Here is a 23,041-nt window from a genome sequence, read left to right on the forward strand (position 1 = left end):
GCCGGTTTTTCAGGCGGAACGGTTGTCGCGGGTGGGAAGCAACGATAGAATGTTTTTCAGCGGAGATGGCATTCTCCCTTGACCGCCCTTTCGGGCTAATGATGCCTACAGGCCTGGAACAGGCACTGTGGGCTCGTCCGTCAGCTCTCATTCGCACAACGTTGCGTTCATCGCAACGCTGCGGCCTTCCAGTGTTCTCAACAGCGGCAACAACTTCCACGTCTTCGGAAATGGCGAACCTCGCCTCGAACCGACGACCGGGCGGTTGCGAACGTGTAACGGGCGAGAGCGGATACGAGCATGGCAACCTGTATTCAACGCGGCGCATTGGCATGCGGTAAGAACGCAGACAGCGGGACGTTCCGCCGTCCGCGGGTTCATACCGCGGGGGGCGCGTGATGAATTCCAGCCGCACCGGGTTTGCGCGCAAGCCGTTGCCACGGAGAACCGTTGCCACCGATCCGGGCCTGGAAACGCTGAGCGCATTCGCCAACCGGTCGGTGAGCTTGCTGCTGCGTTACGTCGCGCGGCACGCGCTGTCACATGCGTTGATTCTGGCCGGTATCGTCGCGGCGGTCGGCTGCGCACTCGCGTCACAGTACGCGATCCGGAGCCTGATCGATTCATTGGGCGTCGGCCGTGGTCATCCGTGGCTGGTGGAGCGCGCTTTCCTCGTCCTGGTTGCATTGATTTTCGCCGATAACCTTTTCTGGCGGATGAGCGGCTGGATCGCGGCACGGACCTTCGTTGCGGTCACCGGCGACATCCGCGAAGATCTTTTCGCCTACCTGGTCGGCCATGCACCAGCCTATTTTGCGGACAAGCAGCCCGGCATGCTGTCCAGTCGCGTCAGCGCCACCGCCAACGCCGTGTACACCGCGGAAAATACCGTCGCCTGGAATGCGCTTCCGCCGTGTCTCGCCGTAGTCGGCGCAATCGGCATCATCGCCTCTGTCGATCCGGCGATGGCCGCCGCTCTCGTCGCCATAGCCGCCGCACTCGCAACGGCGCTCTTCTGGTTTGCGCATCGCGGCGCGGCGATCCATCAGACGTTCGCGACACGTGCGGCATCGGTGGATGGCGAACTGGTAGACGTCATCGGCAACATGGGCACCGTCAGGGCGTTCGGCGCGATGCGGCGCGAGCATCGCCGCTTCGATGCCTGCGTCGAGCTCGAGACGGCATCCCGCCGGCGCAGTCTTTTGTATCTCGAGCGCCTGAGGCTCGTGCATGCGGTGGTGACCGCGATGCTTTCCGCGGGTCTGCTCGGGTGGGTCCTGTGGCTCTGGACCGAGCAGCGGGCCACCACCGGAGACGTCGTGCTGGTCAGCTCGCTTGGATTCACCATCCTGCACGGTACGCGCGATCTCGCGGTCTCGCTCGTGGATGTCACGCAACACGTCGCGCGGCTGTCCGAAGCCGTCCGCACCCTGCTCGTGCCCCGTGGCCTGACGGAGCGCGCCGATGCCGTCGCGCTCGAGGCGCGGAACGCCGGCATCGAGTTCGATGACGTGACGTTTGCCTATCCGGGAAGCCGGCCAATCCTCGATGGATTCAGTCTGCGAATCCGGGCCGGAGAACGCGTCGGGATGATTGGTCCTTCGGGAACGGGAAAGACCACGGTACTTGCGTTGCTTCAGCGTTTCTACGAACCGCAGCGTGGCTCGATTCGCATCGACGGCCAGGATATCTCGAGGCTCACGCTGAATAGCCTGCAGGACGCCCTTGCGGTCGTTCCCCAGGACGTATCGCTGTTTCATCGCTCGCTGCTGGAGAATCTGCGCTACGGAAAACCCGAGGCAACGGAGGAAGAAGTGCGGGTGGCCGCGGTTCATGCTTCGTGCGCCGATCTGATTGCCTCGTTGCCGGAGGGCTTCGATACGATCGTCGGCGACCGCGGCGTGAAGCTGTCCGGAGGACAGCGTCAACGCATCGCAATTGCAAGAGCGATTCTGAAAAGCGCGCCTGTCCTTCTGCTGGACGAAGCAACGTCTTCCCTCGACAGCGCATCGGAAAGCGCAATTCAGGCGGCCCTCGAACGGTTGATGGAGGGGCGAACCGTGCTCGCGATCGCGCATCGGCTGTCCACGCTGCAGAATTTCGACCGGATCGTGGTGGTCCATCGTGGCCGCGTCATCGACGAGGGGAGTCCTGCTCAGCTCGCCGCGCGCCCCGGCATGTATCGCGACGTGCTCGCGCGTCAGATGCAACGGGCCGCGCCACGGCGCCGAGCTGATCGCGAACCGCCTCGTCTCAACGCCGGGCCGGCGGGCAAACCATAGTCGAAGAACGATCGGGAGAGAAAAAATGACATTCGACAGCATATTGTTCAGGGACGGTCGCGCGGCTGACACGATCGATGGCGCGAGCGAGCCGGAGTTCTTCGGTGATCTGAATCTCGATCAGATCATCGATTCGGTCGTTCACGGCCGCGATGAATACAATCTCAAACCGTTCTTCTACGTGGCACTGACCGATATAGACTCCATTAGCTACCGCCAGGAAGTCATGCGTGACCTCGAGCGCGATGAAATCGTGACGGTCATCAACACCTTCGCGGCACAGATGCGGGCGATGCGGGCCGAGCTCGGCGTCGCGGCCAAGCTGTATTTCCGGTGGCAGAAGCGACGGTACTTCCTCGACGGCGTGCGGACTTATTGTGCCGCGATAGTTGCATTCGCGCGGGACCTCGAGGCGGCGGCTCCACGCTCCTCGGGCCTCCTGGCATTCATGGAATACCTCAAAGCCTATGCGAATGGCCCCGAATTCCTGGCAATCAAGGAGGAAGAAGCGCGTATCCGTGACGCGCTGGCGCAGATTCGCTACAGCGTCCTCATCAAGGGGAATGCCGTTACCGTGCGTAAATACGCCGGCGAGATCGATTACAGCGAAGATGTGCAGAAGACTTTCGAAAAGTTCAAGCAGGGTAAAGTAAAAAGCCACAGTACCGAGATACGGGACTATCCGGAAATGGGCCATGTCGAAGCGAACGTACTCGACTTCGTCGCGCGGCTTCATCCGGAAGCATTCGGGCCACTCGACGAATTCTGCAATGCTCACGCCGGTTTTATCGACCCTGTCGTCGAGCGGTTCGACCGCGAAGTCCAGTTTTACGTGGCGTATCTCGAGCACATCTCGCGCCTCAAAGGCGTGGGCCTGTCGTTCTGTTATCCGGAGGTGCTGGACGTGTCCAAAGCGATCCGCAGCATGGACGGATTTGACCTTGCGCTCGCGGAAAAACTGCGGCGCGAAGATGCGCGAATCGTCTGCAATGATTTCTACCTCGAGGGTGACGAGCGGATCATCGTGGTGACCGGTCCCAATCAGGGCGGCAAGACTACTTTCTCGCGTACGTTCGGGCAACTTCACTATCTGGCGGCTATCGGTTGGCCGGTTCCGGGTCGTGAAGCCAGGCTGTTTCTCTTCGACCAGATTTTCACGCACTTCGAGCGGCAGGAAGACATGAAGAACCTGCGCGGAAAGTTGCACGATGATCTCTACCGGATTCATCGCATCCTGGGGCGTGCGACTACCCGGAGCATCATCATCATGAACGAGATATTCAGTTCGACCTCGCTCAAGGACGCGCTCTATCTGAGCCAGAAGGTGATGGGGCGGATCATGGAACTGGATGCGCTGGGTGTCTACGTGACGTTCATCGAAGAGCTTTCCTGCCTGAGCGCGCAGACGGTCAGCATGCTGAGCGAGGTTCAGCACGATGCGATTTCGTCGAGAACGTTCAGGGTGCTCAGGCGCCCGGCGGACGGCCGGTCTTATGCGCTATCTCTCGCGCGTCAATACCGGTTGACCTATGACCAGCTAACCGAACGGATCGGATCATGAAAGCCCATCTGATGTACAGGGATCAGGACTTCCTGCTGGCTGGCGATCTTCCATGGGAAGCCGATACGCTCATTGCAGATCTCGAGCTGAACACGCTTTTCTCGGCAATGGCCGCGGACGACACCTTCCTGTTCGACGTTGCCCGCAAGGCTGTGATGACGAGTCTTCGCGACCCACAGCAGATCGTCTATCGGCAGGACGTGTTGCGTGATTGCGTGGCGAACGCAGCGACGGTTCGCGCGCTATACGGCATTGCGGTCGAAGCCATCGAGATTGAGAAGAAAAGCTACTTCGGCTTTTTCAGCCATTATCCCGCGGCCATCCTGAGCAGCGCCCGCGAATTGATGCAGGCTTTCATTGCGGTGCTCGTCAAGCTCAGGCAGGTCGCCGACCAGTCGAGTGGCGACTTCAAATCGGAGGGGTTCAGGAATTTCTTCCTGATGATACAGCACGAACTGGGCGACGATTATTTCGAAACGCTCGACGAACATCTGAAGGAACTGCGCTTCAGGAACGGTACATTGATTAGCGCCGCGCTTGGGAAAGGCAACAAGGGCATGTCCTATGTACTGCGCAAGCCCAACGAACTCGACCGGAATCTGTTGAAACGGTTTTTCGAACGAAAGCCGCCGTCACTGACCTTTCATATTGCGGACCGGGATGAAGCGGGTGCGAGAGAGCTATCCGAACTCGAAGGGCGCGGCATCAATCTTGCCGCCGACGCTGTCGCGCAGGCGGCCGATCACGTGCTGAGCTTTTTCCGCATGCTGCGCACCGAGCTGGGCTTTTATATCGGCTGTCTCAATCTAGCCAACGAACTGGCCGCCAGAGGTCAGAGCGTGTGCTACCCGGAGCCGGCGCCTCTGGCCGAGCGTCAGCATGTCTTCGAGGGACTGTATGACGTCTGTCTGTCGTTGCGCCTCAAGACCGCTGTCGTGCCCAATGGCATCGATGCCGATGGCGCCGAACTGGTCGTCGTCACGGGTGCCAACGAGGGCGGGAAATCGACCTTCCTGCGCAGTATCGGGCTCGCGCAGATGATGATGCAGGCCGGAATGATCGTGGGCGCCGGATCGTTTCGGGCAAACGTCTGTGAAGGTCTGTTCACGCATTACAAGCGGGAAGAAGATGCGTCGATGACAAGCGGCAAGTTCGACGAGGAACTGGTGCGAATGGACCAGATTGCGGATCGCATCGTTCCGGACTCCATCCTCCTCTTTAACGAGTCCTTCGCCTCGACCAATGAACGGGAAGGATCCGAGGTAGCGCGGCAGATCGTTTGTGCATTGCTCAAAAAGCGGGTCAAGATTTTCTTCGTGACGCATATGTACGAATTTGCGCACGGCATGTACGTAACGATGAAGACGGGAGCCGTGTTTTTGCGAGCCGAGCGACGGGAAGGCGGTGAGCGGACATTCCGCATCTCGCCCGGAGAACCGCTCGAAACCAGTTATGGCGAAGACCTGTACGAGAAGATCTTCACGGAAGACACGCATGCAACGGAAAACGAAACCCCCGTCGCGCAAACCTGATACAGCCTGGTGCGCATATCCGGAAACTCGCGCATAACCAAGGAGAAAACATGTCAATTGCGAACATGGACCGTTCCGCCGAAGCATCGAACAAGGTCATGCCGGCCGCGGAGTCGAGAACGGGCTCGCCAACGGCGGCCTACAAACTCGTCGAACAGATGCTGGCGCGAGCGGATATCGAAATCGGCGGTGAACGTCCATGGGACATCCGGCTGCTGGCGCAAGGCGTGCCCGAACGTGTTCTTGCTCAAGGCAATCTTGGATTGGGTGAGGCGTATATGGAAGGGCAATGGGAGTGTGACGAGCTCGACCAGTTTTTCGCGCGGATCATGCGTGCCCACATCGACGAAGGGATTCATCCATCCCGACTCGTTTTTCACGCATTGCGTGCCCGGCTTCTCAATCGGCAAACGGCGCGGCGCGCATGGAAGGTGGGACAGGTCCATTACGACATCGGCAACGCCTTCTACGAGGCCATGCTCGACAGCAGGATGACCTATACCTGCGGTTACTGGTCGGGCGGCGCACGCACACTGGAGGCCGCGCAGGAAGAAAAGCTCGACCTCATTTGCCGGAAGCTTCAGTTGAAGCCCGGAATGCGATTGCTGGATATCGGCTGTGGGTGGGGCAGCCTGATGGGCTTTGCAGCAGAGTACTACGACGTGAAATGCGTGGGCGTCACCATTTCACGGGAGCAGGCGGAGTGGGGAAAACAGCGGTATGCGGGAATGCCGGTGGAGTTCAGGCTCCAAGATTATCGCACGCTCAATGAGCGGTTCGACCGCATCGCGAGTGTCGGCATGTTTGAACACGTCGGCGCAAAAAATTACCGTACCTATATGGAAGTGGCGCATCGATGCCTGCACGACGACGGCCTCTTCCTGTTGCATACCATCGGAAAGAACCGCCGCCAGTCGACGCCGGACCCGTGGATCGACCGGTACATCTTTCCCAACGGCGAATTGCCGTCGATCGGCCATATCGGAGACGCCGCCGGCGGTCTTTTCGTGGTCGAGGATCTGCATAACTTCGGTGCTGACTACGATCGGACACTGATGGCCTGGCATGCGAACGTAGAAGCCGCATGGCCGCGGTTCGCGAACCAGATGGGAGAGCGCTTTCACCGGATGTGGCGATACTACCTGTTGTCCTGCGCGGGCGCATTCCGCGCACGTGACATCCAGCTATGGCAATGGGTGTTATCGAAAGAAGGCGTCGTGGGCGGTTATCGGCGGCCCGCGGTCCGCTAGGCTGATCGTCGCAGGCGTCGCGGACTATTTGACGCGCGAATAGCGTATCGCCGATGCACCCGCAACTTATGGACGTTGCATGAAGCGTGGTGACCGGATAAGGGTTAGGGCGAAGATAACTGTCTTCGGGGTTGCGCTATGCGTGACCGAGGCACTTTCCTTTGTTCTGTCCGCCGTCGCGAGAATATTTGCAGTCGATACGTCACCCGTCGAGTTTGGAATTTTTGGTGCTATTACGACGGTACTGGTCGCCGGCTGGTTGCAGATGGATGCGCAACGCGCGTACGTTGTGGCGGACAGGAGCGGCTTCCTGACCCGCGATGAAACGCGCACCAGAGTGAAGTCCGTGAAGGAGGGCTGTCCGAAGTTGTGGCTCGTCGTTCTGTACCTGCAGTTACACCCCGAACTGATGGACGGGTAGCGTGTCGTGTCATTCACAATAGCGTAGCGCTGTACAGTCGGCATGCTGCTGCGTGCACATCCCGCCGTTCTAACGTGCGATGGCGAACCGGCTGACGGTGGCGACCACGGTGACGGTTGCGATGCCCAGTATCGTCATGACGAGCGACGCCGATACATGGATAAGAACCTCGCCGGCAGCCCATTTGAGCTTGCCCTGCTGTAGATCGGCCACGACTTCGGCGGAGAAAGTGGAAAATGTCGAAAGACCACCCATCAATCCGGTGATAACAAACAGCCGCCATTCCACTGGGATTTCAGGGAGCCTGCCAAAAAAGGCAATGGCGACGCCGATGATATATCCCGCGATGATATTCGCGGCGAGTGTACCTAATGGCAAGTCCGGGAACAGAGCGTTCAGGCGCAGCCCCAGAAACCATCGGAACAGAGAACCAAGAGCGCCGCCGAGGGCGACCGCGAGAATTGATGGATACATGCGATGTGCCTCAAAAGATAACGTACACGAGCATAGGTCTTTTTCAGCGACTTCTGCTCAGGGCGTTTTCAGGCATCATCGGCTCAAGTAGAGCGGTTAAAGGAGAATGCCATCTCCAGTACAGATTTTATCATCGACGTGTCGGGCGTCAAAGTGCGGCATGTTCTCTAAAAGCAGCTTTTTTTGCGCTTTTGCACACACGTATGTCGCATGCTATTCTTCACGGGCGGAGATGGCATTCTCCTTAACTGCCGCAACTGCGCGGCTAATGATGCCTACGAGTCCCGGCGTGGAAATCGTAGGCGTTCGCCAGAGCGTTCTGCACCCGGCTGCTCCCACATTGCCAGGTGCTCATCGTGATTCCATTTCAGACTTCGCGAGCTTGTGCTTCGTCCCTGCGGCGAGTCAACGCGCTTCGCGGTACGCTCAATTCCCGTATTCCGTTGTCGTCATTGCGTCCACACGCACGCGCGGCGTCAGTCCATCTTTCCCGTTCTGTGACCATGAAGTCGAGTGGACTCAAGTGACTGAAGAGAGTGCGAGTGGCATGCGTTTCTGAATCAGCTTTCAGGAAATCCGACTTACGCTGGAAAGTACCAGGCTCGTTATTGTGGTGGGCTCGCGCGAACGCTTGCGGCATGGCGACAAGTGGCGGTATGCTTGTCAACAGGAGATGGCATTCTCCTTAAACGCCAGATGAGCTGGCTGATGATGCCTACTGTTTCGTGCATGGCATTGCACGGTAAATTACATCAAACAGTAGGTGCAAAAATGAGAACTCTGTTACGCCTCGTTCATCGCATTGGCCGGTTCGGTCGCCCATCTCCCGCCCACCTCGACTTTCATCGGCCTTTCGTGGGGCGCGCGTTTCATGCATCGCTTTCCGTTGTACCCATTAGCGTGCGGCGCCCACGGGGATCACGGTCGTCTCGCGATTTGAGCTAGCGCGCGACAAACGGGGCGGCGCTTCGCACGATCGCCGTCCGGACACGAGTTCGATATGGAACGGAGATGCGATGGAACAACAATCTGAAAAGCTTGTACGGCCGCCAGTCCAAAAACTGAAACTGGCTCATGCTCCCGAGCGGGGCATGGTACTCGGACCTATTGGTGAAGTCGCGCAGAGAACATCGTCGGACGATGGCCCTGATCCGGCGAAAGAAGAGATGCGCTTTTGCGATTGGGCCTTTTCCCGTCTGGGTCACGTTGCCGTGTTCAGATTTTCTGAAGGCGGCTTCATGCTGATCGCGGCAGACGGCGCGCGAGCGCGCGGCCATACGCTTGCGATGGCGCTTCTTGCCATGATCGAGCAGCAAGGGCTCAACCATCGTCGCCTGGTGTATCCGGAGACGAAGGGCGACACTCGCGCGGCGTGAATTGCGGCGAGCGCGGTGAACGGCAGGGGCTTCCCCTGAGGCAGACTGAAAAGCAGCGGCGTCACGGGTTCGTCTTCCCAGCCTTGCGGGTGTCGGAAGGGGGAATCAGCCTGAGCTGCAGGATGCTTCGCGCATCGACCTGGACCACCTCGATTGTCCAGTTGCCGATCGTGAGCCGTTCGCCCGCCGATGGCAGGCGCTTCAGATGAGCGAGGACGAGTCCGGCAGCGGTCTTGTAAGTGGGTGGCCCCGGGTCTTTAATACCAAAGTACTCCGCGAGATCGTCGGCGGGTAACTGGCCGGACGCCAGATAGCTTCCATCCGACTCCTTTCTGATCTGGGTGCCGCCGCCTCGATGTCGCTCCGGCTCGGGGACGTCTCCTGCCACTGCTTCGAGAACGTCGGTCAGTGTCACGATACCGACGACCGTCCCGAATTCGTCGACGACAAAAAGCATTTGAGCTCTGGCCGGCTTCAGTGATCCGAGCAATTCGAGGATCGACGAGTTCTCGGCAACGAATACCGGCGGCTGGCAGAGCGACGCCAGGTTGAGTTCGCCGGAGGACATGACGGTTCTGAGTATTTCCTTTTTCGCGGCGACACCGAGCGGATGATCGACGTCATGCCCCTGGGTAACGATGAGTTTGGAACACGGCGACTCGGCGATACGCTTTTTGATCTCCTGCTCGGACATCGCGATGTCGACCCATTCCAGCAATCGACGCGGCGTCATGATCGTACGGGCGCTCCGAACCCGTAACTGGAGGATGCTCTCCAGCATGCTGCGTTCGGCTGCCTGGATCGTGCCGGAGCGCAACGCGCCCAGAATGACGCTGCGGATCTCCTCGCCGGTCGTGGAATCGTCTGCCTGCTCCTGAACGTCAAACGCCTTGAGCAGCAGATCGTTGGAACGGCCGAGCAGCAGGATGAACGGGCGCCCGAGCGTGATGGTCCATTCCAGCGGACGGGCGATCACGGCCGCCCACCGTTCGGGGGCGGCCAGCGCTATCCGTTTGGGTGCAAGCTCACCCAGCACCAGAGTGAGGTAGGTGGCGATGACCACCGCGATAATGGTCCCGGCCGGGGACGCGTACGCGGCCGCGCCGGGAATCGTGGAGAGCGCGGCCGTGAGGGATGCGATAAATGCATTGACGCAGAATGTTCCCGCGAGAATGCTGGTTGCCGTGATGCCGCACTGGACAGCTGAGAGAAAGTCGCCGGGTTCCTGCTTGAGCGATGCAGCCAGTTTTGCGTTGGACCAGTGCCGGTTCGACAATGCATCGAGCCGGGCAGGACGGGCTGCCACGAGCGCCATTTCAGCGATATTGAAAAACGCCGTTAGAGCCACGAAGAAAAGAAATAAGAATATCTGGACCGATAGCATCCGGTTTCTCCTCGATTCGTGCGAGCCGGACCACGGCGTCGCGAGGTAAGGTCATCGGGCCGCGCGCGTCGTATCCGTCGCGCCATGCGCTTATCCGCCGCCCGGCAGGCGTATGTCGACGAGGACACTGTGTCCCAGCACCAGAATGAAACCGGCGAAGAGCAACAGGCCTGCCTGCCAGTCCATCATGCCGACCACCCGGTGCCATCCGAAATGCAGGCACAGCGCGAGGGCGGCGGTCCACGCGCACACCTCGACGGCGAGCAGGATGGTTCGGGAACGCGTACTCGCCGGAAATCGGACGACGTCGGCCGCGGGCATAGCATGCAAGCGGCCAGGCCGCGGATGCTTCGGCACGCCGTCGCGGCACGTCTGGATGAGCCAGCAGGTCGTAGCGAGATAGGCCGCAACCAGTGCCCAAAGCACGGAAGCAGGATGGCGCCAGCCGACGTTCAGCATCTCGCTGACCTGAAACGAACCGAGCGCCGCAAACAGCGAACCGGCGATGATTCGCAGCGTCGAGTTGGTGATTGCGACCCGACTGTTGGCGAGGTCGATGGCGAGCCGCCAGCAGACGAACAGCAACGCGATCGATACCGGCATCGAAGCCGCGATGGGCAGATCGCCGTTATTCAGAGCGGCGACGAGAACACCGGCCGCGAGACCGACGAGCGGCCAGCTACACCTGCGCTGTTTCGCAGGCGTACCGGAGGAATAGTCCGGCGGCGGAGAATTCTTCAGCGGCGGCACGAAACTCGTCAACGACGGCCGCAGGTGCAGCCCAGTGGATAGCAGTATTGCCGGCCTCAACCATGCGATGCCCACGATCAGCAATACGAGTGCCGATCCCAGATCGGTCACCGCGCGGGGCGTTTTTCCCGGCAGGTTGAGGCGCGCGTATTCGAGTACCAGTGCCGTGATAATCGCGACGCCCGCGGCGGCGGCCGTGAGCCGGAGCAGATCACGGCGGGTCGTGACGGTTCGGCGAATCGTGCGCAATAGCCAGCTTATGCCCGCGAGTAACGCCACCGCTTCAATAAGGGGCTCGCCGATCGACAGGGGACTGGTCATACGTGACCCCGCGCACTTGCCGGGACTGCTGCGCGGGAACGATCTGCATGGCTGGGGCCGACTGCCCCGCATGCGGTCGATGAAACAGCGGGAATCATCAGGAATGTCCGGTTCTGTGAGCCTGACGAACCCGGACAGGGCGACGACGGCGCGTGACCCTACGTCCCATCCGGGAGACGTAGGCATCATTAGCCGGGAGGCGGTTATACGGAGGAATGCCATCTCCGTGAATCTATTCTATCGGCCTGGAGAAACGGCCGCAAATAGCACGGCCGCAATACTGCCATTCCCGGGCCGGCAGGCGCGCGCTAACTCTGCATGCCGGGAACGTCGATGCCGCCCATCTGCAGAAGCAACAGCACGTTCAATGCAAGCACCAGCAATGCCGCGACGATGGTCAGGCCGCCAATCAGGAACCCGTTCCGGTAGCGTCCCATGATTTCCCGTCGGCAGGTGAACCAGACCAGCGCGACAACCGGAAACGGAAGCGCGAAACTGAGAACGACCTGGCTGCTCACCAGTGCTTGCGTGGCGTTGCTTCCGAGTGCGACTACGATGAAGCTGGGGATCATCGTTATTGCACGTCGCAGCCATAGCGGAATACTGAAGCCGACGAATCCCTGCATGATCATCTGACCGGCGGCGGTACCCACGACCGAACTCGACAGACCCGAGGCGACCAGGGACACGAGAAAGACCCCGGCCGCGGCCTTGCCGAGCAAGGGCGCCAGTGTGTGATAAGCCGACTGGATTTCGGCGACTTCCGGATGTCCGGCATGAAAAGCGCCGGCTGCCGTGAGGACCATCGCTATATTGATCAGGCCCGCGACTGCGAGAGCAATCGTCACTTCGATATTCGAATAGCGTAATATTCTGGCCCGCTCCGCGTCGTTTTTTACGGGTGCCCGGCTCTCGGTCAGTCCGGAATGAAGAAAAAGCGCGTGCGGCATGATGGTCGCGCCGATGATCCCGACGGCAATCGTCAGCGCGGTGCTGTCGGGCAACCGCGGCACGATCATATGTGGAAAAGCCGCGGCCCAATGGATCGGCGTGATGAACAGCTCGACCAGATAGCACAAGCCGATCACCCCCACCATGGCACCGACCATCCTCTCGAGCGGACGGAAGCGGTTCTTCTGAAACAGCAAAAAGCCGTAGGTCGCAATTCCGACGATGACCATCGCGACTAGCAACGGAACATGCAGCAGAAGTGAGAAGCCCAGTGCGCCACCCACGAATTCAGCGAGATCCGTCGCCATGGCGGCGACTTCACTGACGACCCACAGCAGCAGTACCAGGGGTTGAGGAAAATGCTCGCGGCAGAGCTCGGCAAGATTGCGCCCGGTGACGATTCCCAGTTTTGCCGCAAGCGCCTGAAAAAGCATGGCGATAAGATTGGCAACGACGACTACCCAAAGCAACGTGTACCCATAGCGCGCTCCCGCCTGGATATTGGTCGCGAAGTTGCCCGGATCGACATAGGCGACCGACACGACAATCGCGGGTCCCGCAAAAGGAAGCAGTAGAGCGATGCCATGACGCCGTCCTTCGAGCGCCTCGCGAATGGCTATCGTCGTACTGTCGGTCAGCGGTTTGGCGACCGGATGATTGTCTTCCTGGTCACGAATGCGTTTGTCCATCGCCTGTCTTCCTGTTTTTTACCTGGGCGCCGTGGCCCGGCGAGCAATAGCTGTACCCGTGCCGGCCGGGTTTCTTTCCGGCTGGAGGCTAAGCGACGTTTTCCCGAATGCTATTTCCACACGATCGGCGTATTGTCGATCGACAGGTAAATCAAGGAGGCACTCATGCGCATCGTTCTGACCCGTCACGGAGAGGTAGAAGGTATCGATCCACCGCGCTTTCGCGGCCGGATGCAGCTCGCGTTGACAGACCGGGGCCGACGCCAGGCGGATGCTCTGGCAAACGCGGTGGCCGCGCGCTACCGGCCCGCGGCGATCTACAGCAGTCCGATGCAGCGCTGTCGCGATACAGCGGCTGTCATTGCCGCGGCATGTGGCGGCACCGCGTGCGTTCAGCCGGGTATCGACGATCTCGATTATGGTCAATGGCAGTGGAAAAGCCACGACGAAGCCCGTGATCAGTTTCCGGGCGAATTCGCGTTGTGGAAGACGGCGCCTCAATGGATGCGTTTTCCAGGTGGGGAGTCACTGCAGTCCGTGGCGCTGCGTACAGCCGACGCGGTGCGGGAACTGCTTCAGTCGTTCGGGAACGATACGATCGTCCTCGTCGCTCACGATAGCGTCAACCGGGTGCTGCTGACACAGGCACTCGATCTGCCGCTGTCGGCCTACTGGCGTATCGAACAGGGGCCATGCTGCATCAACCTGGTGGACATTCATGCGGACGGTACGACCACTGTGCATAGTGTCAATGAAACGGCGCACCTGGCAGGTGTCGTGTAGAGATGGTTACTGCTTTTGCACGTCCGACAGACGTGCAAAAGCAGTCATCGCGTTGATCAACTCGTTCCTGGCGTCGTCGGGGGAGCCCCAGTGTTCGAAGCGCGACCATCTGCCATGCTCCAGTACCTTGTAATTGACGAAGAAGTGTCGAAATTCGTGGAGCAGGTATTGCGGCAAGTCGTCGACTGAATGCAGGTTGATCGTGGTGGCGCACACTGAGTCCACGGGAACCGCGATCAATTTGGCGTCGGCTCCCTGCTCGTCGGTCAGGTGCATCGTACCGAGCGCCCGCGCCTCGATAACGGCACCCGGCACGACCGGGAACGGTGTGATAACGAGCGCATCCAGCGGCCGGCCGTCGGGCGCGAGCGTATCCGGGACAAAGCCGTAGTTGGCCGGATATCGCATGCTCGTCATCATGAACGTCTCTACCCGAAGTCGTCCGGACCGCGGATCCGCCTGGTACTTGACGGGCTCGCCAAAGGCGGACATTTCGATGATGACGTTAAACGTCGATGGGGCATTCGAGCCGCTGCCGATTTCGTCATGGGGCATTGCGTTATCCGTCCTGTTTGCGTGGCGAGCAGACTGTTGATCGCTAACTTTCCGGGAGGGAAAAAGACACCCACCGGAACACCAGCCGGTGATTCCGTTGCCATCGAAGAGGGGGAGTGGTCTGCCACAGCGCCCCGATCCGGATGGCTGTAGGCATCATCAGCCGGCGAACGCCGACGGTTTGCGGAGAATGCCATCTCCGTAAAATACCTTTTCACTTTAGCCAAACGCGTTGCTATTCGCAATGCTCATTTTTACCACTCGTTTTTACCGTTTGGCCTTTCAGGCCCGGCGTGTCGTATGCCGTTGCTGTCGGTGCAATGGCGGCCTAAAATCAAATCGATAGTGTGGTAGTGCGTTGGACCACGCTATCGTTGGCGCTGGAATCTGTCCGGCGCCCGACTGCGCGTCTGGAGGACATCATGCATGACGTGCTTGTGGGATACGACGGATCGACTTCCGCTCACCATGCGGTCGATTTCGCACTGGATCTGGCGGAGCGGCAGGGCGCCCGACTGCATATCGTGGCGGTCGCGGCGACCCCCGATTGGGGCGTGATCGACGTGGAGAAACGTGATCTGATTGAAGCGCAGGAGAAGCACAGCAAGATGCTTCTCGACGAGCTGAAAGACAAGCTGCGACCCACGTCGGCTTCCGTTCACCTCGAGATGATCACCGGACATCCGGCGAAAGAACTCGTTCTGTACGCGGAAAGACACAACATCGACCACCTGGTAGTGGGGCACCGCGGGAAGACGGCGTTCGAACGCTGGTTGCTCGGCTCGATCGCAAGGCAGGTGATTGCCTATGCGCCCTGCTCGGTGACGATCGTGCGCGGCCGGTCCGAACCAGGCTGACTTGCCGGACAAGGGGTGCGGAGGCTACGTTGTGTCCGGCTTGCCGGTCAGCGTCTTCTTCAGCCTGAATCCCGATGCCCCGATCCATGCCGCGAGCAACGCGACAACCGCGCCGATTCCAGCCACCACGATTCGCGCGGCCCCGTGCAACGGCAGGTACGCGGCGATGCCTGAGGCAAGCATCGCGAGCAGGACAGTTGTCGTGACCGCCGCGACCGTCTGCTGCATCAGGGCCTGGTTTCTCGTCTTCTGCGCGGCGGAGTCGACGTGGGCGCGCGCGACACGTCCCGCGTACTCGACCTCCTCGACGACATACAGGAGCGCCAGTCCGACCGCCACCGGACGCAGCAGGACCAGGGCGGGTCGCGTCGACGTCAATGCGAGCGCCAGCTCGGAAATCGCCAGCACGCCGCCGATGATCGTCACGCCGAGTGAGGCACGCTTTAACCCTGTCAGGAGCAGCACGGTCGCCCCGATGGCAACGGCGGCTACCGGCCATCTGTGGACGCCCACGAGCGGTACGCCCGTCGCTATCAGGATTGCGAAAACCGGCAGGCGCGTCATGAATATCTCCCGCCGCCAGTGGGCGGCCACGCGTGCAGCGCAAGCGTTGAGGCAAGCGGCTGATCCGGGTCCCATTCGATCACCGCGATTCCACGCGCGCGCAGCCGGCGAAGGTGTGCGTCGCGCTCGAGTGCCCATAGGCGCAGTGCCGTCTGATTCAGCCGGGTTTCGGGCAGTGCATCGTGCATGAAACCGAGCGGGCTCACGGCGAGCATCGCGACCTGGTAGCCGCGATGCGCGAGATCGAGGGTTGCGTTTTCAAAGCGCGCGTCGATGAGCGGCGTCACCGCAAGAACCAGGGCTTGCGGCGGCAACGCTGCGCGCGGCACGTAGTTCAGGTTATGCGAGACGTAGGTGAACACCACGTCGCCCGGCACGATCGCGCCAAGCAGCCGATCGAGCTGCGCGCGTCCGGATCCCGGCCTGAGCCAGCGCAGATATCCACCCAGCTCGATCATGCCGACGCGGTCGCGTCGCGCAATGCACGTCACGGCCAGCGCGGCGGCGGCTCGTGAGCAGGCGTCGAGCGTCGAGCGCGGACGCGCGCCGGCCACGGCAAACGTATCGACCAGCAGAATGACGTCCGCGCTGCGTTCGGCATCGAACTGCGTCACGTAAATCTGTTGACGACGCAAGGACGCGGGCCAGTTGATGCGTCTGATGCGATCGCCGGCGGCAAATGGGCGAACCTCGTCCGGCACGATGCCTTCACCGGTCTGGCGTGAGACGTGGTTGCCGAGCGTGGTGCGCGTGCGCAGGGGGCGGGGCATGTGCTTCAACGCGACGATGCGCGGATAGACGAGCACCTCGGTTGCTGTGTCGATCCCGGTGTCGCGAGTCCACAGACCTGTGGCGTCGGACTGGCGAATCATGACCGTTGTGATCGGCGCGCGTCCGCTCAGCATCGCCTCGAGCTCGACGCGTTGCTGAAATTCCTTGCGATGCGCGAGGCTGGTGATCCATCGCACGGAGGCCGTGCCGGATTCGGTGACAAGGTTGGTGGGCAGCGGTACAAGCAGGTCGACGAGCGCGATGGATGCATCGGTCGCGAGCCGGATGTTCAGCACGACGCGCTCGCCTTCGATTGCGCGCGGAGGCAGTACTTCGAATTCGAGCGAGATCGCCGGCAACGCGCCGGGGCGGGGTGCCAGCCACAACGTCACCAGCGAGGGTACGGCGACGATGAAGAGCGCGGGCTGTGCCGTCAGTATGCCCAGAACGATTGCACAGCCCGCGAGCGTCAGCAGGGCGGCGGCGAGAGGCGAAGGACGGGCGGTCATGACGGGCGTACGGAGGGTGACGGTACGCGTTCGAGCAGATCTTCCATCACCCGCCCGGTACTGATACCGCTGACCCAGAGTTCGGGCCGCGGGACCAGCCGGTGCGCCAGCGCCGGCACCGTCATCGCCTTGACGTCGTCCGGCGTGACGTAAGCGCGCCCATCGAGCGCGGCCCAGGCACGCGCAAGGCTTTGAAGCGCGAGGCTGCCTCGCGGCGAGGCGCCCACCGAGATGCGGTTGTCCGTGCGCGTCGCCCTGACGAGATCGACGATATAGTCGCTCACCGCGCCGTCGACATGGACGGTTTCCAGTATCTCCTGCAACGCGATGAATTCCTCACGCGACAGCAGCGGCGGGATATTCACGACGTCGGCTCGCCGGTCACGGCGCCGGCGCAGGATCTCACTTTCCGCATCGCGCTCCGGGTAGCCGACGGCAACGCGCATGATAAAGCGGTCGAGTTGCGCTTCGGGCAGCGCATACGTGCCTTCGAACTCGATCGGATTTTGCGTGGCAATCACCAGAAACGGCGGTCCGAGCGGACGGGACAGACCTTCATAAGTCACCTGCCGCTCCTGCATCGCCTCGAGCAGCGCCGATTGCGTCTTGGGCGTCGCGCGGTTGATTTCGTCGGCAAGCAACAGATGCGTGAAGATCGGGCCGCCACGAAATTCAAAACGTCCGCTCCGCGCATCGTATATCGAGCTGCCGGTGACATCGCCGGGCAGAAGATCAGGCGTGAACTGGATGCGCTTGAATTCCAGACCGAGCGCCTGGGCCGCGAGGCGCGCGATCAGCGTCTTCGCAAGCCCCGGATTGTCTTCGATCAGGATGTGGCCGTTCGCGAGCAGCCCCGCGAGCAGGGTGCGCAGAACAGCGTGCTTGCCGACGATGACCTGTGAGAGCGCGTCGAGCACCGCATTGCAGCGAGTCGAAAAGTCCGTCATGTTCATGGCCGTTTCGCCTCGCCGGACTCTATCCGCGCGATGAGCTGGTCAAGCGCGTCGAGCGACTGTCCCTGCCAGGGCAGACGGCTTTGTCGCGGGGGCGAAAGCAGCGGGCTTTCGTATTGACGTGAAAGCGCAACGAGGCGCGGCCAGAGAACATGCAAGAAATAGGACTGGCTGCGGATACTACCGGTGAGTTCGTCGCGCATCCGCAGGAATAGCGGATCGAATCGTGGGGCGGGTGGCGAGCGGTTCAGGCAGAGATCGAAGTTCGATGGCGGCTCGGCGACGGTCATGTTGCGCTGAAAGCGCAACGCCGCGGCCCATACGTACGCGAAGAGAACGGCGACGCCGATGCGGGCGCCGAACTCGCGATGCACCGGTGTTACCCATAGCCATGCCGCCCCGCAGATCATGACGAGCGCCAGCAGCACGAGAAAAGGGCCTGTCGCCGAGCCCCGGCGGCGCTGTTCAGTCGGTCCGCGCATGATCGACTCCTGCGCCGAGCGCGGCCCTCACGGCGTCAAGCGCGCGCCATGCGGCCTCGCGATCGGCTTCACCCACCGGTTGATTGCTGAAGCGCGCGAGTTCGAAGAGATGGGCGAGGTCGCGCACGGCGTCGACGGGCAAGCGGAATCGACGCGACGCATTTTGCGCGAATTCGTTTGCGGTTTCCGACGGAACCCGCGCCAGCCCCGACTCGGCGAGAGACCGCTCGAAACCCTCGTAGCACGCAATGATTGCGGCCTTCGGATCACTGCCGAAACGCAAGGCGTCGGAACTCGCGTCGACGGCTTGTAGCAACTGCGGGATGTGATTGTGATTCGATGAAGAAGCGGATCGCAGCCGCGTGCCGCCGAAGTGAAGCCACCATGCAAACGCGAACGCGGCTGCGGCGGCGAGAAGCGCGACTATAGCGACGGCGATGCCCGCGATCGGAGAATGAGTGAGCGCGCGTCCAGCGGCGGGTAGCGTGGCAGTGAGCGGTTCGCCTGCCATCTGTTGACCGGTCCGGGCGAGTGGTCCGGCGGCGCGTTCGCCTGACCGCAATGCCTGCACGGCGAAAATGACCAGCAACGCGGTCGTCACGAGCACCAGCGCGCCGATGACCGGCGATACCGGCGGCGGCTCGAACACTTCGTCGTAGTCGTCCGGGTCCGCAGCACGCCGCCTGCGGCGCAACCGCGCGAAGAGCCCGAACAGCAGGAACAGCGCGCCCGAACCTAGCGTGATCGCCGCCGGGAAAAACCAGTCCGGCAAGGGGCCGCCGCTGTTGGGCATCGATACGGCTTCGCTGGGCTCGAACTGGCCAGTGGGCAGGAACGCGCCGATACATATCGCGAGACCCGCCGTGCCCATCAGCGGCAGCCCTATCTGGCGGCTGCCGCTGATGATCGGCGTAAGCCATGTCGACGCGCTCGTCACTGGCGTACCCGTGCGTCTATTGAAGCCGACACCACATTGGCTTTGAGCCGTGCAACCGCGCTTGTCAGTTTCGCTGGCCCGCGACGCTCCGCGGATCTGGAAGAATATGACATTCAATCCCCGACGACGCATGATGCGAAGCCAGGGGACGACACCGGCGTGCGCCGAACCATACCCTGGCAACTCGCAGGCATCATCAGCCCACCTGGGCGGTTATGGAGAATGCCATCTCCCTTTCGATATCGGCGATTTTAGGCCGCTGCCTGGACATCCACAACCCTCCGCGAGGTTTGCGACTGCGCAGGTGAAAAGGCTTTCCCAAAAGGCCGGGGCAACTTATGAGCCGTCGCGTTTCTTCAGATAACGTTGCGGCGTCTCGCCGAGTGTTTTCCTGAACATCGAAATGAACGCGCTCGAACTCTGATACCCCAATTCGGCAGCAATCGTCGACACGGGAACATCGAGCGCGAGCTTCGCGACCGCTTCGACTAGGCGAAGCTGCTGACGCCACTGTCCAAAGCTCAATCCCGTCTCTTCCCTGAAGAGGCGAGCGAGTGTGCGCGTGCTTGCGCCGACCCGTTCGCCCCACAGCTCGATGGTGTCGGTATTCTGCGGATACGACAGCAATTCTTCGCAGATCGAGCGTAAGCGCCGGTCCTGCGGCAGAGGCAGGGTTCCGCTCGTCAACCTGGGCGCGCGCGTTAGCTCGAGGAGAAAGAGCGGCAGAGCGAGCGCCGCGCGTCGATCGTCGTTATCCGTTTCGTCGGCCAGCGCGCTCACGAGCGCGTCGAGCAACGGACTCATGTGCAGCACCTGGCATTGCGTCCACCGGTCCAACGCCGGGTCGGTCTGCGGCGCGACCCACGCCGTGCGCACGATGACCTCGCCGATCGCATGCAGTTCATGAGGCACGGTGGGCGGCAGCCAGATGCCGTGAAACGGCGGCAATGTCCAGATTCCCGCCGGGGTGAGGATGCGCAACACACCGCGCGTCACATAGATCAGTTGCGCCGCTTCATGCGCATGCCAGACCTCCCGGAAGCCGTTTTCGTACTCCCAGCTACTCGTGACCACCGGAGCCGCCAATGTGGCCCGGCCGGCGCTGTACCGCTGTCGCCAGACAGGGTTCACATTCTCAATTTCGGTTGGTTTCATCGAATTTGGGCAAAAAGTTGACCGGTTTGCGATATGGGATGGCAATACAGCGCAAACCAGTCGCCATTATCCTTGCTGCTTATCACGGCGCGCGTTGAATCATTCCGTCTTTTGACGTTAATGATTCTCATTCTCTCACGATTCATTGGCCCGGCTTATTTCTGCCGGGGCATGAAACGCGTGTCGTCAAACGGCTTTTTTATATGACTGCGAGCAGACCGGGGATGAAAGCTTCACGAAATAGTCAGTTGGCCCAGAGGGGCGTTAATGGAAGAGCGGGGCACCGGAGTATCTGGAAGCTATCCGTGATCGCGGCGGCTTGCATGGTGGCAAGCGCCGCGCACGCACAATCGGTCGGCGCCAATTCCGACGACACGACCGCGCAAAAATCGCAACCGCCGCGGAGCGCGGCACCGCAAACCGACACGTCGCTGCCACCGGTGGTAGTGTCGGCCGAGCGCGAACAGGAGACGGCGACGAGCCCGGTTCAGGGCTTCGTCGCGAAACGCAGCACGACCGGCACGAAAACCGACACGCCGATCATCGAGACGCCGCAGTCCATCTCGGTCATTACCTCCGACCAGATGCAGTCGCAGGCGGCCCAGTCGGTCGGACAGGCGTTGCGTTATACGCCGGGCGTCATCGGCGAAGAATATGGCGGCCTGAATACGACGGTCGACTACTACATGGTGCGCGGCTTTCCGAACCAGTTTCCGTTCGTCGACGGTCTTTCGACGCAGACCTACTTCACGCTGCTCGCGCCGGCAGTGGACCCCTATGGGCTCGAACGCATCGACGTGCTGCGCGGTCCGACCTCGGTGCTGTACGGGCAGAACATCCCGGGCGGCATGATCAACCTGGTGACGAAGCGGCCGACCGGCGACGCGCTGCATGAAGTGTCGATGGACGTCGGCAGCCATGGCTCGGTGGGCGGCCGCTTCGATTTCAGCGGCCCGGTGAACAAGGACGGCACGCTGCTTTACCGTTTCACCGGCGACGTGTCGAGCAATGGCTCGCAGGTCGACTATCAGACCGACAAGCGCGTGTACATTGCGCCCGCTCTGACGTGGAAGCCGTCGGCCGACACGACGTTCACGCTGCTGTCGCACTACAGCTATCGCAACAGCAGCAATCCGACGGTGGACCTGCCGGCCATCGGCACGCTGTATCCGGGACCGGCCGGGACCCGGATCGGCACCAACGTATTCGACGGCGAACCCGGTTTCAACGAAATCCGGCGCAGCGAAGCGTCCATCGGCTACGAGTTCGAGCACCGCTTCAACGACTGGCTGACCGTGCGCCAGAATCTGCGTTACACACACGTCGATCTGGATGAAGACATCGTCGGCAACGCCGGCCTCGAAGACGATCTCGCGACGATCGACCGCTACGCGTTCCAGGCGAAGTCCAGCTCCGACGTCTTCGCGCTCGACAATCAGGCGCAGTTCAGGTTCGGGACGGGTGTTCTGCAACATACGGCTCTGGTCGGCATCGACTACGTACATTCGATCGACCGCTGGGCGGAAAACGATGCGACTTCGGTGCCGTCGCTCAATCTGTACAACCCGGTTTATGGTGGCCCGATCACGCTGGGCGGGGTGGATTACAGCGTCGAGCATCATCTCGATCAGGTGGGCCTCTACGCGCAGGACCAGATCCGTTTCGGCAAGCTGGTCGCCACCCTCGGCGTGCGTCAGGACTGGGCCAGCACCGACGAATTCGACCGCATAGCGGGTCAGACGGACCAGAGCAACGACGCGCACCGCTTCACTTATCGCGCGGGCCTCGTGTATCTGTTCGATAGCGGCTTCGCGCCGTATGTCAGCTATTCGACGTCGTTCCAGCCGGGGCTCGGCAGCACGTTCGACGGCGCGGCGCTGAAGCCGACGACCGGCCAGAGCGTCGAGGCGGGGATCAAATATCAACCGCCCGGTCAGAAGAGCTTTGCGATGCTGTCGCTCTACAACATTCTGGAGAAGAACGTGACCGAGCCGGACGTCGATCATCCCGAAGGCAACTTCGTGGTGCAGACCGGCGCGCAGCGCGTGAAGGGTATCGAACTGTCCGGCGTCGCCGACCTGGGCTCCGGTCTCAGTCTTACCGCCGCCTACACCTACATGGACGGCACGATTACCGAGAGCGACCAGGGGTTCGCCGGCAACCAGGCGATGAACGTGCCGCACAACATGGCGAGCCTGTGGCTCGACAAGACCTTCCAGCAGGGATGGTGGAAGGGCTTCGGAATCGCCGGCGGCGTGCGTTATATCGGCCCGCAGTACGGGGACCAGGCGAACGACGTGAAAATGGCGTCGGTCACGCTGTTCGATGCGGCGATCCACTACGATATCGATCGCTGGCGTTTCTCGGTGAATGCGCAGAACCTGTTCGATCGCGTCTACGTCAACTGCCAGGGGACGAACTATTGCGCCTATGGCTTGCGACGCAGCGTGATCGGCCGCGCGACTTACCAGTGGTGAGCGCGGT

General features: G+C 61.3%; 20 protein-coding genes and 7 riboswitches. Of the genes, 9 read left to right on the plus strand and 11 right to left on the minus strand.

From position 1 onward, the window contains the following. Window positions 1-52: 52 nt before the first annotated feature. Window positions 53-115, plus strand: a riboswitch (Fluoride riboswitch). Window positions 116-398: 283 nt separating this feature from the next. From QM685_RS02715 to QM685_RS02735, 5 genes are all read left to right on the plus strand, one after another. Continuing rightward, window positions 399-2,282, plus strand: a complete 1,884-nt coding sequence (locus QM685_RS02715) for an ABC transporter ATP-binding protein (protein ID WP_415112472.1) — start codon at window positions 399-401, stop codon at window positions 2,280-2,282. 25 nt (window positions 2,283-2,307) lie between these two features. Then, window positions 2,308-3,843 carry a MutS-related protein gene (locus QM685_RS02720; protein ID WP_415112474.1) on the plus strand — a complete coding sequence of 512 codons (1,536 nt, stop codon included), beginning with the start codon at window positions 2,308-2,310 and terminating at the stop codon, window positions 3,841-3,843. Further along, a complete protein-coding gene (locus tag QM685_RS02725) occupies window positions 3,840-5,375 on the plus strand; it encodes a MutS-related protein (protein WP_415112476.1) in 1,536 nt (511 codons plus the stop codon). Before QM685_RS02720 ends, QM685_RS02725 begins: the two co-directional genes overlap by 4 nt. A 98-nt stretch (window positions 5,376-5,473) precedes the next feature. Then, complete coding sequence (gene cfa, locus QM685_RS02730) at window positions 5,474-6,625, plus strand: cyclopropane fatty acyl phospholipid synthase (protein WP_415113092.1); 1,152 nt, start codon at window positions 5,474-5,476, stop codon at window positions 6,623-6,625. Window positions 6,626-6,704: 79 nt separating this feature from the next. Next, entirely contained in the window at window positions 6,705-7,046 is a 342-nt protein-coding gene (locus QM685_RS02735) for a hypothetical protein (protein WP_415112478.1), read from the plus strand. A gap of 69 nt (window positions 7,047-7,115) precedes the next feature. Here QM685_RS02735 and crcB read toward each other — a convergent pair whose 3' ends face one another. Next, window positions 7,116-7,520 (minus strand): fluoride efflux transporter CrcB, encoded by a 405-nt coding sequence (gene crcB, locus QM685_RS02740; RefSeq protein ID WP_415112480.1) that lies wholly within the window; start codon window positions 7,518-7,520, stop codon window positions 7,116-7,118. Window positions 7,521-7,582: 62 nt separating this feature from the next. Next, window positions 7,583-7,646, minus strand: a riboswitch (Fluoride riboswitch). A gap of 93 nt (window positions 7,647-7,739) precedes the next feature. Then, window positions 7,740-7,805, plus strand: a riboswitch (Fluoride riboswitch). 375 nt (window positions 7,806-8,180) lie between these two features. Further along, window positions 8,181-8,245, plus strand: a riboswitch (Fluoride riboswitch). Between the two features lie 291 nt (window positions 8,246-8,536). Here crcB and QM685_RS02745 point away from each other — a divergent pair. Beyond that, window positions 8,537-8,896 (plus strand): hypothetical protein, encoded by a 360-nt coding sequence (locus tag QM685_RS02745; RefSeq protein WP_415112482.1) that lies wholly within the window; start codon window positions 8,537-8,539, stop codon window positions 8,894-8,896. Between the two features lie 61 nt (window positions 8,897-8,957). Here QM685_RS02745 and QM685_RS02750 read toward each other — a convergent pair whose 3' ends face one another. The 3 genes from QM685_RS02750 to QM685_RS02760 form a co-directional block, all read right to left on the minus strand. Beyond that, a complete protein-coding gene (locus QM685_RS02750; RefSeq protein ID WP_415112484.1) occupies window positions 8,958-10,280 on the minus strand; it encodes a hemolysin family protein in 1,323 nt (440 codons plus the stop codon). 90 nt (window positions 10,281-10,370) lie between these two features. After that, window positions 10,371-11,351, minus strand: coding sequence for a hypothetical protein (locus QM685_RS02755; RefSeq protein WP_415112486.1), 981 nt, complete (start codon window positions 11,349-11,351; stop codon window positions 10,371-10,373). 172 nt (window positions 11,352-11,523) lie between these two features. After that, window positions 11,524-11,586: riboswitch (Fluoride riboswitch) on the minus strand. 73 nt (window positions 11,587-11,659) lie between these two features. Then, the gene (locus QM685_RS02760; RefSeq protein WP_415112488.1) at window positions 11,660-12,991 is read right to left on the minus strand and encodes an Nramp family divalent metal transporter; all 1,332 of its coding nucleotides are present in this window, start codon (window positions 12,989-12,991) and stop codon (window positions 11,660-11,662) included. Between the two features lie 165 nt (window positions 12,992-13,156). Here QM685_RS02760 and QM685_RS02765 point away from each other — a divergent pair, with 165 nt between their 5' ends. Beyond that, window positions 13,157-13,774: a histidine phosphatase family protein gene (locus QM685_RS02765; RefSeq protein WP_415112490.1), complete on the plus strand. Its 618-nt coding sequence runs from the start codon at window positions 13,157-13,159 to the stop codon at window positions 13,772-13,774. Between the two features lie 6 nt (window positions 13,775-13,780). Here QM685_RS02765 and QM685_RS02770 read toward each other — a convergent pair whose 3' ends face one another. Beyond that, window positions 13,781-14,329, minus strand: coding sequence for an inorganic diphosphatase (locus QM685_RS02770; protein ID WP_415112491.1), 549 nt, complete (start codon window positions 14,327-14,329; stop codon window positions 13,781-13,783). Window positions 14,330-14,472: 143 nt separating this feature from the next. Next, window positions 14,473-14,539: riboswitch (Fluoride riboswitch) on the minus strand. A 212-nt stretch (window positions 14,540-14,751) separates the two neighbouring features. Between QM685_RS02770 and QM685_RS02775 the strand changes: the two genes are divergently transcribed. Further along, complete coding sequence (locus tag QM685_RS02775) at window positions 14,752-15,186, plus strand: universal stress protein (protein ID WP_415112493.1); 435 nt, start codon at window positions 14,752-14,754, stop codon at window positions 15,184-15,186. Window positions 15,187-15,210: 24 nt separating this feature from the next. Here the strand turns inward: QM685_RS02775 and QM685_RS02780 are convergent, their stop codons facing one another. The 6 genes from QM685_RS02780 to QM685_RS02805 form a co-directional block, all read right to left on the minus strand. Next, window positions 15,211-15,750, minus strand: coding sequence for a hypothetical protein (locus QM685_RS02780; RefSeq protein WP_415112495.1), 540 nt, complete (start codon window positions 15,748-15,750; stop codon window positions 15,211-15,213). Beyond that, window positions 15,747-17,030, minus strand: a complete 1,284-nt coding sequence (locus tag QM685_RS02785) for a DUF58 domain-containing protein (protein ID WP_415112497.1) — start codon at window positions 17,028-17,030, stop codon at window positions 15,747-15,749. The genes QM685_RS02780 and QM685_RS02785 overlap by 4 nt, the downstream gene beginning before the upstream one ends. Further along, window positions 17,027-17,983 carry an AAA family ATPase gene (locus tag QM685_RS02790; protein WP_415112499.1) on the minus strand — a complete coding sequence of 319 codons (957 nt, stop codon included), beginning with the start codon at window positions 17,981-17,983 and terminating at the stop codon, window positions 17,027-17,029. Before QM685_RS02790 ends, QM685_RS02785 begins: the two co-directional genes overlap by 4 nt. Continuing rightward, entirely contained in the window at window positions 17,980-18,465 is a 486-nt protein-coding gene (locus QM685_RS02795; protein ID WP_415112501.1) for a hypothetical protein, read from the minus strand. The genes QM685_RS02790 and QM685_RS02795 overlap by 4 nt, the downstream gene beginning before the upstream one ends. Continuing rightward, window positions 18,449-19,402, minus strand: a complete 954-nt coding sequence (locus QM685_RS02800) for a DUF4129 domain-containing protein (protein WP_415112503.1) — start codon at window positions 19,400-19,402, stop codon at window positions 18,449-18,451. The genes QM685_RS02795 and QM685_RS02800 overlap by 17 nt, the downstream gene beginning before the upstream one ends. Before the next feature lie 180 nt (window positions 19,403-19,582). Further along, a riboswitch (Fluoride riboswitch) is annotated at window positions 19,583-19,644 on the minus strand. Between the two features lie 94 nt (window positions 19,645-19,738). Next, window positions 19,739-20,476 (minus strand): AraC family transcriptional regulator, encoded by a 738-nt coding sequence (locus tag QM685_RS02805; protein WP_415112505.1) that lies wholly within the window; start codon window positions 20,474-20,476, stop codon window positions 19,739-19,741. A 404-nt stretch (window positions 20,477-20,880) separates the two neighbouring features. Here QM685_RS02805 and QM685_RS02810 point away from each other — a divergent pair, with 404 nt between their 5' ends. Next, window positions 20,881-23,034, plus strand: a complete 2,154-nt coding sequence (locus QM685_RS02810; RefSeq protein WP_415112507.1) for a TonB-dependent siderophore receptor — start codon at window positions 20,881-20,883, stop codon at window positions 23,032-23,034. Window positions 23,035-23,041: the final 7 nt, after the last annotated feature.

This window comes from Paraburkholderia sp., assembly GCF_047605525.1.
In the GTDB taxonomy this organism is placed as follows: domain Bacteria; phylum Pseudomonadota; class Gammaproteobacteria; order Burkholderiales; family Burkholderiaceae; genus Paraburkholderia.